We start from the raw sequence: 14276 nt of genomic DNA on the forward strand, positions 1-14276 counted from the left end.
TTTTGTGAGCCCGATAGGATTCGAACCTATGACCGCCTCCTTAGAAGGGAGGTGCTCTATCCAGCTGAGCTACGAGCCCGTAACTCTAAATTTGTCGGGGTGGCAGGATTCGAACCTGCGGCCTCCACGTCCCAAACGTGGCGCGATAACCGGGCTACGCTACACCCCGAATAGTTATCTAAATATTTACTAAAGCTATAAACTGAAGCAAATTTTGCGGAGAGACAGGGATTCGAACCCTGGGTACCTATTTCTAGGTACGACGATTTAGCAAACCGCTCCTTTCGGCCACTCAGGCACCTCTCCAGTAATCAATGAACTGCGTTAATCAAAAACGCGGATGCAAATGTAACTTTTCATATTAAAGAACGCAACAATTTTTTTTAGTTTTTTGCATTAAATTTTAACTTTCTGAAAATGAGAATTCAAGAGAGTTTTCCTGTTTTATGCATTATAAACAGTATAATAATTGGTACAGCTAATAATCCTACATAACCTAAATTAGTTTCTAAAAGCGACGGCTTTAATACCAAGGTTATTAAATAACCTCCAATTGCACCACCAAAATGTGCATCATGACCAATATTACCGATACGATTTTTCATTCCATAAATTGAATATAACAAATAACCAATTCCAAAAATGTAACCAGGAATCGGAATCGGAACAAAAAACATAAATAGACTCATATCTTGATCTAATAGAATCGCTGAATATAAAATTCCCGTGACTGCTCCACTTGCTCCTATTGCGCTGTACCAGTATTCATCTTTATGAAAATATAGTGATAACAAATTCCCAAAAATTAAACTTGCTAAGTAAATTACTATGAAATTCACATTACCTAATCCGTTGACAACAACATCTGCAAAGAAATATAGCGTAAACATATTCATAAATAAATGCGTTGTATCTGCATGCAAAAATCCAGAGCTAAACATCCTTATCTGTTCTCCACGTTTAATACTACCAACATTAAATTTATAGCGTTCAAAAAAAGAGCGGTCATCAAAACCCTTCAAAGAAATAATTACGTTGGCTGCTATTATTGCAATAGTTACTAAACTTAAATTGAGCATATATTCTATCTATTATACTTCAAATATAATATATATTTGCGCTTTAAAACTTAAGTTAATGCAACTACTAGCTTACATTCTTATATATCCTGTTTTGTGGTTAATATCCATATTACCATTTAGATTATTATATGGGCTATCTGATGTATTTTGGTTTTTTATTTTTAGAATTTTTAAATATCGAAAAAAGGTAGTAAAGTCAAATCTAAGACTTGTCTTCCCTGAAAAATCTAAAGAAGAAATTGAAGATATTTGCTCTAAATTTTATCACCATTTATGTGATATGATTCTTGAAGCTATAAAATCTATGACCATTTCTGAAGCTTCAATGATGAAAAGGTATAAGTTTACAAATATTGATTTGATTCATGATTTAGAAGCCAAGAAGAAAAGCATTATGCTTATGTGTGCGCACTATGGTAGTTGGGAATGGATATTTATTCTTCAACCTCAAATTAATCATAAAGGCTATGCGGTTTATAAGAAATTAGCAAACCCATATTTTGATAAACTTGCAAAACGTATTAGAGCTAAGTTTGACTCTTACCTAATTACAACAAAGGAGACTTTTGCTGTTTTAAGTGAATCTCAAAAAAAAGGAGAATTGACGATAAATGGTTTTGCTTCTGACCAATCAGCAAAACATGATAAGGCTTTGCATTGGAATGAATTTATGGGTATCAAAGTACCAATGCATACTGGTGCAGAAACGATAGCCAAACAATTTGATATGGCCGTAGTATTTTTTAGTGTAAAGAGAATAAAACGAGGTTATTACGAAACAACATTTCAAACAATCACAGAAACTCCGAATGAATATAAGGATTTTGAGATAACTGATATTTTCTTCAAACTTGTAGAAAAACAGATACATGAGGCGCCACAATATTATTTATGGACTCACAAACGATGGAAACACAGAAATCGAGTTCCTGATAAGTTCAAATAGTAAGTTTATTAATCTAGATTAAACCAACTATCTACTGAGGTAGCGTTACAAGGATTATCTATATTAGATTTATGAACAAATTCGTTATTACAACTTGAATACTCATAATCCATAGCCCATTCTTTGTGATTCTTTGCTAGTTGTATAATACTATCACAAACAAATTCAATCTCTTTATTGGTTGTTGTTGGATGAATAGACATACGTATCCAACCTGGTTTTCGAACCAAATCTCCAATGGTAATTTCGTCGGTTAATTCTTTTGATGTTTTTTGATCTACGTGTAATAAAAAATGACCATAAGTTCCTGCACAACTGCAACCTCCTCTTGTTTGAATTCCGAATTTATCATTCAATATTTTTACACCTAAATTAAAATGTAAATCGTCTATATAAAACGATATTACGCCAAGTCTATCCTTGTGTTGGCCTGCAAGAATATTAATATTATCAATGGCATCAAGTCTATTAAAAATAATATCAACTAATTGATGCTCTCTCTTCAAAATATTATCAACACCCATTTGCTCTTTCAACTTTATAGAAAGTGCTGTTTTTATAGTTTGAAGGAACCCAGGTGTACCACCATCTTCTCGCTCTTCAATATTATCTATGTATTTGTGTTCACCCCAAGGATTTGTCCAACTAACGGTTCCACCACCTGGACAATCAGGAATCATATTTTTATATAATTTTTTATTGAAAACTAGCACTCCTGAAGTGCCTGGACCTCCAAGAAATTTATGAGGCGAAAAGAAAATAGCATCGAGTTGCTCATCTTCATCTTCTGGATGCATATCAATATCTACATAAGGTCCCAAACATGCAAAATCTACAAAGCAAACACCTCCATTATGATGCATTAACTTTGCAATATCATGATAGGGCGTTTGAATTCCTGTTACGTTAGAGCCTGCAATAACTGAAGCTATTTTAATCGTACAATCCTTATACTTTTCTAGTAGAATTTCTAGATTTTTTAGACTAAACAAACCATTTTTATCAGGAGGAATGACCTCAACTTTAGCCATAGTTTCTAACCAAGATGTATGATTAGAATGATGCTCCATATGCGAAACAAAAACCACAGGACGCATCTTGTCAGGTATATTTGTAAATTCTTTTAAATTTTCAGGAACCTTTAGTCCTAAGATGCGTTGAAATTTATTGACAACACCTGTCATTCCGTTACCTGAAACAATTAGTACATCATCCTCATTGCAGTTAACGTGGTCTTTTATGATTTGTTTTGCTTTGTGATACGCCTTAGTCATTGCTGTACCTGTAACCGAAGTTTCTGTATGTGTATTGGCTACAAATGGCCCAAAATCATTAAGTAGCTTCTCTTCTATTGGTCGGTATAAGCGACCAGAAGCTGTCCAATCTGTATATATTATTTTTTGCTCTCCATATGGGGAAACAAATGTTTGGTCATGACCAACAATATGCTCACGGAATTTATTGAAGTACGCTTCTAATTCTGTTTTGGGGTGAGAAATCGGAGTTGAAATCATTACTTAACTAATAATTAATTGATTACAAATATATTAAATATTCGCTACTGCTTTAATCTCAGTAATAATTTTATCGGCCAAAGTATCGGCATCTTCTTGCGAAGGAGCTTCTGTGTAAATTCTGATAATTGGTTCTGTATTGCTTTTTCTAAGGTGTACCCAACTGTTTGCAAAATCAATTTTCACGCCATCAATCGTAGTCAACTTTTCATGACTATAATTAGCTTCCATGGTTTTTAAAATTCCATCAACATCCAAACCTGGAGTTAATTGTATTTTCTTTTTACTCATAAAGTAATTTGGGTAACTGGCTCTTAATTCGCTTACATTCATTTTCTTTTCAGCTAAAAGACTCAAAAACAAAGCTACACCAACCAAAGCATCACGACCATAATGCGATGCAGGATATATAATTCCGCCATTACCTTCACCACCAATAATAGCATTATTGCTCTTCATTAAATCTACCACATTGACTTCACCTACTGCACTTGCTTCGTAAGTACCACCATGTTTTTTTGTAACATCACTTAACGCTCTTGTAGAACTCATGTTACTAACAGTATTTCCAGGGGTTTTACTTAAAACATAGTCGGCACAAGCAACTAATGTATATTCTTCACCAAACATCTCTCCAGTTTCATCCATAAATGCCAAACGATCAACATCTGGGTCAACAACGATACCAAAATCTGCATGATTATCAACTACAGCTTTTGCCAAATCTCCTAAATGTTCTTTTAGTGGCTCAGGATTATGAGGAAAATGCCCTGTCGGGTCACAATATAACTTCACAGCCTCAACACCTAAACGCTCCAAAAGTAAAGGAATAGCTATTCCTCCTGTAGAATTAACACCATCAACGACTACTTTGAAATTAGCAGCTTCAATTGCTGCTGTATTTACTAATGGCAAACCTAAAACCTCATCAATATGTATATCTATGTAAGCATCATTTTTAGTTATCTTTCCTAAATCATCTACCTCAGCGAACGTCATATTAGATGATTCTGCAATGTCTAAAATCTTCTTTCCTTCTACGCCATTTAAAAATTCTCCTTTTGCATTTAATAGTTTCAAGGCATTCCATTGCTTTGGATTATGACTAGCTGTCAAAATGATACCGCCATCTGCATGTTCTAATGGGACAGCAATCTCTACAGTTGGTGTTGTAGAAAGTCCTAAATCAATAACATTAATTCCCATACCAACTAAAGTATTCATCACTAAGCTCTGTATCATTTCACCCGAAATTCTTGCATCTCTACCAACAACCACACGATAATTATCTTTAGAACGTTGTTGTTTTAACCAAGTGCCATAAGCAGCTGCAAATTTGACTGCATCTATAGGTGTTAAATTTTCTTCAACTTTTCCACCAATTGTGCCTCGAATTCCTGATATAGATTTTATTAATGTCATGTAAATTTTGTTTTGAGCAAATATAATTAGTTAATAGCATTTTGTAAGTATGAATTTGTAAATTCGAAGGATGAATTTTTTAGCTCATATTTACCTTTCTGGAGATGATGAATTGTTAACCATTGGTAACTTTGCTGCTGATGGTATTCGAGGTAAGCGCTATAAAAGCTATCCCGAAGCAATGCAAAGAGGTATTATTTTACACCGTTTTATTGATACGTATACAGATTCTCATCCAATATTTAGACAAAGCACAAAACGTTTACACAAAGCTTATGGTCATTACAGTGGTGTTATTGTAGATATATATTATGACCACTTTCTAGCCAAAAATTGGAACTCTTACTGTGATAAACCTTTAGCCGAATACATCCAGAATTTTCATAAAAGTTTAAATAACAATGTTGAAATATTACCAGAACGTTTTAAAAGACTGACGCCACATATGATTGAAGACAATTGGCTATTAAGCTATGCTACAATTGAAGGCATACAGAAAGTATTAGATGGAATGAATAAACGTACAAATGGACGTTCTAAAATGAATGAAGCTACAAAAGAATTAAAAAACTATTATGAAGAATTCGAAAATGATTTTACATTATTTTTCAAAGATTTAATTAAAGTTTCAAATGAAAAACGAAAAACCCTACTAAACAATAATTTATGAAAAACGCACTCTATTTACTGCTCATTATAAGTTTAGTTTTTGGCTGTAAAGAAAATCAAAAAACAACAAAAAAGACAGAAAATAAACGTGGCTTAGTTACAGATAAAGCTATGGTAGTTAGTGCACGTGAAGAAGCTTCAAAAATTGGAAGTCAAATATTAGAGCTTGGCGGCAATGCATTTGATGCAATGATGGCAACAGAGATGGCGTTGGCTGTTTCATATCCATATGCAGGCAATCTTGGTGGTGGCGGTTTTTTAATCTACAGGCTAGCAGATGGCGAAGTAGGTGCATTAGACTATAGAGAAAAAGCACCTATAGCAGCTAAAAAGGATATGTATCTTGATGAAAAAGGAGATGTGATTAAAGGAAAAAGCACAATTGGACCATTAGCAATTGGCATTCCTGGTACAATAGCAGGTGTGTTCAAAGCACAAGAACGTTTTGGAAAACTAGATGTAGCTACTGTTTTAAAACCTGTATTTGAATTAGCAGAAAATGGTTTTGTAATTACCAAAAATCAAGAAAGACGTTTTAAAAATTATGATAGCCTGTTTTATGCTGTAAATGGAAAGAAAATCCTGTTCAATAAAAAAATTAAAGCAGGCCAAAAAATTTCTAATAATGCACTTGCAAGTACTTTAAAGCGTATCGCGCAAAATGGTAGAGATGAATTTTACAAAGGAGAAACTGCAAAGATCTTAGTTGAATTTCTTCAAGAAAGAGGAAGTATTATTACACTAGAAGACTTAGCCAAATATGAAGCCAAATGGCGAGAACCTATTCAATTTCAATACGATGACTTGACGATTACATCTATGTCGCCACCTTCTTCTGGAGGTATTTGTTTGAATCAGATTATGACAATGGTCGAAGATTTTGATTTAAGCGATTATGGACATAACAGTCTAAAAACAATTCAAGTTTTAGTTGAAGCGGAAAAAAGAGCTTATGCCGATAGAAGTTACTATCTCGGTGATCCTGATTTTGTAGATATCCCCGTAGAAACCTTAACCAGTAGTGTTTATCTTCAAGACAGAATGAATAACTTTTCATTTGAAACTGCTACCGCTGTAGATTCTATTTCACATGGTAAAATAGTAGGCTATGAAAGTGAAGAGACCACACACTACTCTATCGTAGATCAATTTGGTAACGCTATTGCTGTTACCACCACCTTAAATGGTGGTTATGGCTCTAAAGTATATGCCGATGAATTAGGGTTTTTCCTAAATAACGAAATGGACGATTTTAGCAGCAAACCTGGCGAACCAAATTACTACGGATTAATTGGAGCTGAGGCTAATAGTATAGTTCCAGAAAAGCGTATGCTAAGCTCAATGACACCAACAATTGTAGAAAAAGATGGCGAACTTCTAATGTCTGTTGGAACTCCCGGAGGTTCTACAATTATTACGTCAGTTTTACAAACTATTTTGAATGTTCACGAATTTAAAATGACCATGCAAGAAGCTGTTAATGCGCCTCGTTTTCATAATCAATGGTTGCCTGACGAAATCCGAATGGAACCAAGTTCTTTTGATAGAGGTTTAATAAAACAACTTGAAGCTAAAGGTTATATCATCAACGAAACACGTTCACCTATAATTGGTATTGTCGATGGTATCTTAATCTTAGATAATGGCAAGCTTGAAGGCGGCGCTGACAAACGAGGTGACGATACTGCATTTGGGTTTTAGGATTTAACATGGTTTTAGAATTTCAGATTAAGTGAAATTGTATCTTTAGGTCACTAAATTTTTCAAACTAAAACTAACCCAAAATGAAAAAATTTACTTTTCTAGCAGCATTTTGTATTTCCTTATTTAGTTTTTCGCAAGGCACACAATTATTACGTCAACCAACACTTCATGGTAACAATGTGGTTTTTGTTTATGCAAATGACTTATGGAAAGCTTCTACTTCAGGAGGAAACGCCATACGATTAACAAGTGACGAAGGTTACGAATCTAGTCCTCATTTTTCTAATGATGGAAAAATGATTGCATTTACGGCTCAATATGACGGTAATGTTGATGTCTTTGTTATACCTTCTAAAGGTGGTGAACCAAGACGCTTAACCTATCATCCAGGTGGAGATTTTGTTCAAGGCTGGACACCGGACGGAAAAGTTTTATTTCGTTCAGGAAGAGAAAGTCAACCAACAATGACTAGTAAATTCTTTACGGTTTCTTTAGATGGTGGTTTACCTCAAGCTCTAGATATTCCAAGAGCAGCTTATGGAGAAATATCCTCTGACGGAAAGCATCTTGCTTATACACCTATTACAGGTTGGGATGCAGAATGGCGCAATTATCGTGGCGGACAAGCCATGCCTATATGGGTTGTAAATCTAAAAACTAAAGATTTAATAAGAACACAACAACCTACAGGCGAAAGGCATTTAGATCCTATTTGGTTAAACGGTATTGTTTATTTTATGTCTGAACGTGATTATACCATGAATATATGGTCTTTTAATCCTTCTACTAAAGAAGAAAAGCAAATTACATTTCACAGAAAGTTTGACGTAAAAAGTTTGGACTCAAGTTCTGATAAGATTATCTATGAACAAGGTGGATATCTTCACGTTTATAATCCATCAACACAAACTACAAATCAATTAAATATAACAGTTAATGGTGATTTAAATTTCTACAGAGAAAAATGGAGCGATATGTCTGCAAGAGATTTATCAAATCCAAATGTGTCGCCTAAAGGCAAGCGTGCTATTTTTGAGCATCGTGGAGAAATATTTACAGTACCAAAGGAAAATGGAACATGGCAAAATCTTACAAATTCTCCTGGTGTTGCTGATAGAGCTCCGATTTGGTCGCCAGAAGGCAATAAAGTCGCTTGGTTTTCTGATAAAAGTGGCGAATACCAATTAATGGTTGCTAATCAGAATGGACAAAATGCAAAAGCAATCACCTTACCGAACCCTACATTTTATTTTCAACCAGACTGGTCTACTGACGGAAAACACATTGCCTATACAGATACGCATTATAATATCTGGATTGTAAACTTAGAGACTGAAAAAGCAGCTATAGTTGCAACAGACAGTTATGCTCATCCAAATCGTTCAATGAATCCTGTTTGGTCGCCAGATAGTAAATGGATTGCTTATGCTAAGCAACAAAAAAGTCATTTCAAATCTATTTTTGCTTTTAATATAGATACAAAGAAAACTATACAACTTACAGATCCAATTGCAGATGCAATTTCTCCAGTTTGGGACGCATCAGGCAAATACTTATATACTCTAGCTAGTACAAACTATGGTTTACAATCGGGTTGGTTGGACATGAGTTCTTATGACCCAGGCGCAAGAATAGAAAGAAGTCTATACGCAATCGTTTTAAGTAAAAATGGTGATGCACCTAACCTTCCAAAAAATGATAAAGAAGAATCAAAGAAAGAAGATGATAAAAAAACAGATGAGACCGTCACTGTAAGCATTGATAAAGATGGTATTTTTGACCGAGCAGTTGCTTTAGATTTACCTAGCCTAAATTATGCTGCATTAGCTAAAGGACCTAAACATAAAATTTTTGTAGCGGAAGCTATTCCTAATGAAAGTGGACTAAAAGTTCATTTATATGATGTTGAAAAACAAAAAGCTGAAGATTTTTCAAAAGGTGTTTCGCAAATGGTAACATCTGAAGATAGAAAATCTATACTTTTATTTAAAGGTGGTAAATGGATTTTGACAAGCACAACTGCTGCACCTAAGCCAGGAAAGGACATTTTAAAAACCAACTTAAAAATAAAACTAAACCCAAAAGCAGAAGCACATCAAATATTTAAAGAAGGATGGCGCTATATGAGAGATTTCTTGTATGTCGATAATGTCCATGGTGCTCCTTGGGATGACATCTATAAATGGTATTCTCCTTGGATTGACCATGTGCGTCACCGTACTGACCTTAATTATGTTGTAGATATTATGAGTGGTGAAGTTGCAATTGGACATTCTTATGTGTCTGGTGGTGATTTCCCTGATGTAGATAATGTTCCTGTTGGTTTACTTGGTGCCAATTTTAAAATAAACAAAGGGCGTTACCAAATTTCTAAATTATTTAATGGTGGACGTTGGAACCCAAATATAAAAGCACCATTAACACAACCTGGAAACAATGTCAATATAGGCGACTATATTCTTAAAGTAAACGGAAAAACAGTCTCTGAAAAAGATAATATTTATCAATACCTAGAGCAGACATCTGGTCGCGAAATAACATTAACAGTAAACTCTAAACCTTCAATGCAAAATGCTAAAAAAATATTGGTAAAACCAGTCCGAAGCGAACGTGCATTAAGAACTATAGATTGGGTTGAAGGTAACCGTAGAAAAGTAGATAAACTCTCAAATGGTAAATTAGCTTACGTTTATGTTCCAAATACTGGTGGTGGTGGCTTTACATCTTTTAACAGATATTATTTTGCACAGCAAGATAAAAAAGGTGCTGTAATTGACGAACGTAACAATGGTGGTGGTTCTGCAGCGGATTATATGATAGATATTATGTCTCGCGAATTGTTTGGCTACTTTAATAGTAAAGCAAATGACAATAGACCTTGGACAACACCAATGGCAGGTATTTGGGGACCAAAAGTTATGCTTATAAATGAACGTGCTGGTTCTGGTGGTGATTTATTACCGTACATGTTTAAGATGAAAAACATAGGGCCTTTAATTGGCACTAAAACTTGGGGTGGATTAGTCGGAACTTGGGATACACCAAGATTTATAGATGGCGGTCGTATGGTGGCACCAAGAGGTGGTTTTTATGATGTAGATGGTAAATGGGCTGTTGAAGGAGAAGGCGTAGCTCCAGATATCGAAGTGATTCAACACCCAAAAAAAACCTCAAAAGGAAATGATCCTCAATTAGAACGTGCCATAAACGAAGCGCTTAAATTATTAAGAGATAATGAGTTTCAGTTAAAACCAGAGCCAAAAGCACCTATAAGATGGAAACGTCCTGAAGGTTATAAATCTGATAAATAATGCAAATAAAAAAAATATTGAAAATAATTGCAGGCATCGTGATTTTTATCACGTTGCCTTCTCTTTTATTTTTTGGATTTCTATATATTAAGTATGACGAGGATTTACCAACTGGTAAATCTGGTATTGAAGCAGATAATTTAGCTACAAAAATGTTAGATGGTTTAAATTACGAAGCCTATAAAAACACAGACTATATAGAATGGACATTTAAAGGACGGCAAAGTTATAAATGGTATAAGACTGCGGATAGTTGTGAAGTAAAATGGAAAAATTTTAAAGTCATACTAGATTTTAAGAACAAGAAAAAATCTAAAGTTTTTGTGGCAAATCAGCAATATAATGGCATTGAGAAACAAAAATATATTGATAAAGCTACTGCTTACTTTAATAATGATTCCTTTTGGTTAGTTGCACCATATAAAGTGTTTGATAAAGATACCCAACGAAAAATAGTAAAGACAAAAGACAATAAAAACGCTCTTTTAATTACTTATAAATCAGGCGGTTCGACACCTGGGGATTCTTATCTATGGCATTTAGATAAAAATAACATACCAACAAGTTATCAAATGTGGGTTAATATTTTACCGATAGATGGTCTTGAAGCCTCATGGAGCGACTGGACAACTACTAAAAGTGGTGCTCAACTACCAACATTTCATAAGTTATTATTTTTAGGATTGGAAATAACAGATATTAAAACCAAATAAAGTATTTGATTCATTAATTGTCCTATTAAAGGTTTAAAAAAAATCTTGTAAATTTATATACCTAAAATAAATTTTATGAAAAAGATTTACCTTATACTATTAACCTTACCTTTTATTGGTTTTTCTCAAAAAAAATCATTTTGGTCAAAAACTAATGCTAGTAAATTTCAGCAAACTCAATTAGTTGAAAGAAATTCTACCGCATCTCAATTTGATGTCTATAATTTAAATTTTGAAGGAATCAAAAGCTCATTAAGCAACGCTGTGAGTCGGACATCATCCTTAGAATCAGACGTATTTATTAAATTTCCAAATGCCAATGGTGACATGGAACGTTATCAAATCTATGAAGCCTCAATTATGGAACCTGATTTTGCTGCAAAACATCCCGAGATCCAATCCTATGTAGGTATCAATATAGATAACCCAGGAACTACAATACGATTTAGTACAACCATTTTTGGTTTTCATGCTGTAATACATTCCATAGGAAAAACATACTACATAGATCCTTACACGGAAGATTTAGATAATTATATCTTTTATGCTAAGGGAAATTTGTATTCTGATATAGACCGTATAGGTTGTGTTTTAACTGAAGATATAGATTCTGGTAGAATTAATGAAAAAGGTTTAAGTACTAATATTCAAAGAAATGCAAATGATGGTCTACTTAGGACTTTTCGTTTATCATTATCTTCAACTCAGGAGTATTCTAATTTCCATATTAATGCAGCAGGCCAAGGTTCTGCTAGTGATGCTGTAAAGCGTGCTACTGTTTTAGCTGCAATGAATGTAACTATGACTAGAGTAAATGGTCTTTTTGAACGAGACTTTTCCTTAACTATGGAATTAGTAGAAATTATTGACCCTCCTTTTTCTAATACAAGTACAATATCCCTTGTAGAACCAGATGGATTTACTGACAATGATGCTTTTACTCTTTTAGATGAAAATCAAGTAATAACAGATGCAAGAATTGGACCTCCAAACTATGATGTAGGTCATGTATTTACTACAGGTGGTGGTGGTGTCGCATCTTTAGGTGGCATATGCTTAGATGAAACTGTTACTCCTGGGATTAATAGAAAAGCAAGAGCAGTGACAGGGTTGCCTAGTCCAGTTGGAGACCCTTACGATGTTGACTTTGTTGCTCATGAAATGGGGCATCATTTTGGCGCAAATCACATATTTAACGGTAGTCAAGGTAATTGCTCTGGGGCAAATAGAAATGCTTCAACTTCAGTTGAACCAGGAAGTGGCACAAGTATTATGGGGTATGCTGGTATTTGTGCTGGTGATAATATTCAACCAAATAGTGACGATCATTTTAATGCCATAAGTATTGATGAAATATTTGCAAGAATTACGGGTACAGCTCAATATTCTGCTTTTCCGACATGTTCTGTTAACACATCTAATAGTAATACCGCTCCAACAGTAAATGCTGGAAGCGACTATACGATTCCATTTGGTACTGCATTCACACTTTCTGGGACAGCCAGTGACTCAGACGGTACGGCAGTATTATCTTATAATTGGGAACAAGTTGATGCGGGTACAACAGCAGGTCAACCATCAGCAACAGATACTGATGGTCCAATGTTTAGATCAAGACCATCGCAACCTAATGGAGATAGAACATTTCCTCAGTTGAGTGATATTCTTGCAGGTAATTTAACACCTCAATGGGAAGTTATCCCTAACGTTGCTAGAGACTTGAATTTTGCCTTAACAGTGAGAGACAATCAAACTCCTAATGGTGGACAAACTAATAGAGATGATATGCTAGTGAGTGTTGCTAATACGGGACCATTTAGAGTAACATCTCAGTCTGCAGTTGGTACTGTCTTCAATGAAAATTCTTCAACAACAATTGAATGGGATGTCGCAGGTACAACTGCAAATGGAATTAATACATCTCAAGTAAATATACTGTTATCGACTGATGGTGGTCAAACTTTTAATACGACATTAGTTTCTGGTACAAATAACGATGGAAGCGAAACTATTACTTTTCCAAACGGTTTGACTTCAGGAAACTGTAGAATTAAAGTTGAATCTGTTGGGAATATTTATTTCGCTATAAACCCACAAGTATTTGCAATTGGTAATTATACAGTTAATTCTCAAGAATTCTGTGATGATTATCTGTTTAATGCTGGGATAACAGTTGTCGAAAATGGAGCCTCTTATACTGGGTATGCTTTGAACATTCCAGATTCTAGAGTAATATCAGATACTAATATAAATGTAAATATTACTAGTCCTAATAATGGAGATATTTGGTATGCTATTAGAGCTCCTTGGCAACCTGCAGGATTACAACAATTAGCTTCTGGTATTTGTTCAGGAACAACAAATACAGATATTACTTTCGATGATGAAGGTGTTGCTGTAAATTGTTCTAGTACCAATAGTGGCGACAATTTTATACCTCAAGTTGCTCTATCATTTGCAGATGGACAAAATTCACAAGGCGATTGGATATTTTTCTTAACAGATGTAGTAGTAGATGGTACAACTAGTACTTGGAACTCCGCTACAATAACAATTTGTTATGAAGAAACTTCATTTGTACTAAGTAATGATAATTTTGAACTAGACGATTTTGCCTTATTCCCTAACCCAAATAAAGGAGATTTCACATTACAGTTTAACTCTAACTCTGGTAAAGAAATTAATGTAGATGTATATGATATTTCTGGAAAATTAGTATTTGATAGTAATTATGATGCTACTTCAAGGTTTGATAAACAAATAATTTTAAACAATGTTAGCACAGGCATTTATATTATGAAAGTTAATGATGGTAATAAAACAATTACTAGAAAACTTATAATTGAATAATTTTAAAACTTAAAATAAATTAAAATGCCGAAGCTGTTAACTTCGGCGTTTTTTATTTGACAATA

Annotated in this window: 9 protein-coding genes and 3 tRNA genes; 6 read left to right on the plus strand and 6 right to left on the minus strand. The window is 34.2% G+C overall.

What is annotated here, in order from left to right:
• Positions 1–5 precede the first annotated feature (5 nt).
• The 4 genes from BTO05_RS03085 to BTO05_RS03100 all read right to left on the minus strand — a co-directional run bounded on the left by BTO05_RS03085 (position 6) and on the right by BTO05_RS03100 (position 1079).
• Positions 6–79 (minus strand) — tRNA-Arg (locus tag BTO05_RS03085).
• 15 nt (positions 80–94) lie between these two features.
• A tRNA-Pro gene (locus BTO05_RS03090) sits at positions 95–169 on the minus strand.
• A 48-nt stretch (positions 170–217) separates the two neighbouring features.
• Positions 218–306, minus strand: a tRNA-Ser gene (locus tag BTO05_RS03095).
• A gap of 119 nt (positions 307–425) precedes the next feature.
• The gene (locus BTO05_RS03100) at positions 426–1079 is read right to left on the minus strand and encodes a rhomboid family intramembrane serine protease (protein WP_087491251.1); all 654 of its coding nucleotides are present in this window, start codon (positions 1077–1079) and stop codon (positions 426–428) included.
• Positions 1080–1137: 58 nt separating this feature from the next.
• Here BTO05_RS03100 and BTO05_RS03105 point away from each other — a divergent pair, with 58 nt between their 5' ends.
• Positions 1138–2028: a lysophospholipid acyltransferase family protein gene (locus BTO05_RS03105; protein WP_087491252.1), complete on the plus strand. Its 891-nt coding sequence runs from the start codon at positions 1138–1140 to the stop codon at positions 2026–2028.
• Between the two features lie 8 nt (positions 2029–2036).
• Here the strand turns inward: BTO05_RS03105 and BTO05_RS03110 are convergent, their stop codons facing one another.
• Both BTO05_RS03110 and glmM read right to left on the minus strand, forming a co-directional pair.
• The gene (locus BTO05_RS03110; RefSeq protein ID WP_087491253.1) at positions 2037–3542 is read right to left on the minus strand and encodes an aminotransferase class V-fold PLP-dependent enzyme; all 1506 of its coding nucleotides are present in this window, start codon (positions 3540–3542) and stop codon (positions 2037–2039) included.
• A gap of 33 nt (positions 3543–3575) precedes the next feature.
• Positions 3576–4964 (minus strand): phosphoglucosamine mutase, encoded by a 1389-nt coding sequence (gene glmM, locus BTO05_RS03115; RefSeq protein WP_087491254.1) that lies wholly within the window; start codon positions 4962–4964, stop codon positions 3576–3578.
• Between the two features lie 70 nt (positions 4965–5034).
• On the opposite strand from glmM, the gene BTO05_RS03120 reads away from it, so the two are divergent.
• From BTO05_RS03120 to BTO05_RS03140, 5 genes are all read left to right on the plus strand, one after another.
• On the plus strand, positions 5035–5634 hold the full coding sequence (locus BTO05_RS03120) for an ACP phosphodiesterase (RefSeq protein ID WP_087491255.1): 600 nt from the start codon (positions 5035–5037) through the stop codon (positions 5632–5634).
• Positions 5631–7334 carry a gamma-glutamyltransferase gene (gene ggt / locus BTO05_RS03125; RefSeq protein ID WP_087491256.1) on the plus strand — a complete coding sequence of 568 codons (1704 nt, stop codon included), beginning with the start codon at positions 5631–5633 and terminating at the stop codon, positions 7332–7334. The genes BTO05_RS03120 and ggt overlap by 4 nt, the downstream gene beginning before the upstream one ends.
• 83 nt (positions 7335–7417) lie before the next feature.
• Positions 7418–10648, plus strand: coding sequence for a S41 family peptidase (locus tag BTO05_RS03130; protein WP_087491257.1), 3231 nt, complete (start codon positions 7418–7420; stop codon positions 10646–10648).
• Entirely contained in the window at positions 10648–11361 is a 714-nt protein-coding gene (locus BTO05_RS03135) for a hypothetical protein (RefSeq protein WP_087491258.1), read from the plus strand. The genes BTO05_RS03130 and BTO05_RS03135 overlap by 1 nt, the downstream gene beginning before the upstream one ends.
• Positions 11362–11436: 75 nt before the next feature.
• Complete coding sequence (locus tag BTO05_RS03140; RefSeq protein ID WP_087491259.1) at positions 11437–14211, plus strand: reprolysin-like metallopeptidase; 2775 nt, start codon at positions 11437–11439, stop codon at positions 14209–14211.
• Positions 14212–14276: the final 65 nt, after the last annotated feature.

It is taken from the genome of Winogradskyella sp. PC-19, from assembly GCF_002163855.1.
In the GTDB taxonomy this organism is placed as follows: domain Bacteria; phylum Bacteroidota; class Bacteroidia; order Flavobacteriales; family Flavobacteriaceae; genus Winogradskyella.

Bases quoted from the DNA above. Each gene is read 5' to 3' on its own strand.
- BTO05_RS03100 (WP_087491251.1), bottom strand. From the start codon at position 1,079: ATGCTCAATTTAAGTTTAGTAACTATTGCAATAATAGCAGCCAACGTA.
- BTO05_RS03105 (WP_087491252.1), top strand. From the start codon at position 1,138: ATGCAACTACTAGCTTACATTCTTATATATCCTGTTTTGTGGTTAATA.
- BTO05_RS03110 (WP_087491253.1), bottom strand. From the start codon at position 3,542: ATGATTTCAACTCCGATTTCTCACCCCAAAACAGAATTAGAAGCGTAC.
- glmM (WP_087491254.1), bottom strand. From the start codon at position 4,964: ATGACATTAATAAAATCTATATCAGGAATTCGAGGCACAATTGGTGGA.
- BTO05_RS03120 (WP_087491255.1), top strand. From the start codon at position 5,035: ATGAATTTTTTAGCTCATATTTACCTTTCTGGAGATGATGAATTGTTA.
- ggt (WP_087491256.1), top strand. From the start codon at position 5,631: ATGAAAAACGCACTCTATTTACTGCTCATTATAAGTTTAGTTTTTGGC.
- BTO05_RS03130 (WP_087491257.1), top strand. From the start codon at position 7,418: ATGAAAAAATTTACTTTTCTAGCAGCATTTTGTATTTCCTTATTTAGT.
- BTO05_RS03135 (WP_087491258.1), top strand. From the start codon at position 10,648: ATGCAAATAAAAAAAATATTGAAAATAATTGCAGGCATCGTGATTTTT.
- BTO05_RS03140 (WP_087491259.1), top strand. From the start codon at position 11,437: ATGAAAAAGATTTACCTTATACTATTAACCTTACCTTTTATTGGTTTT.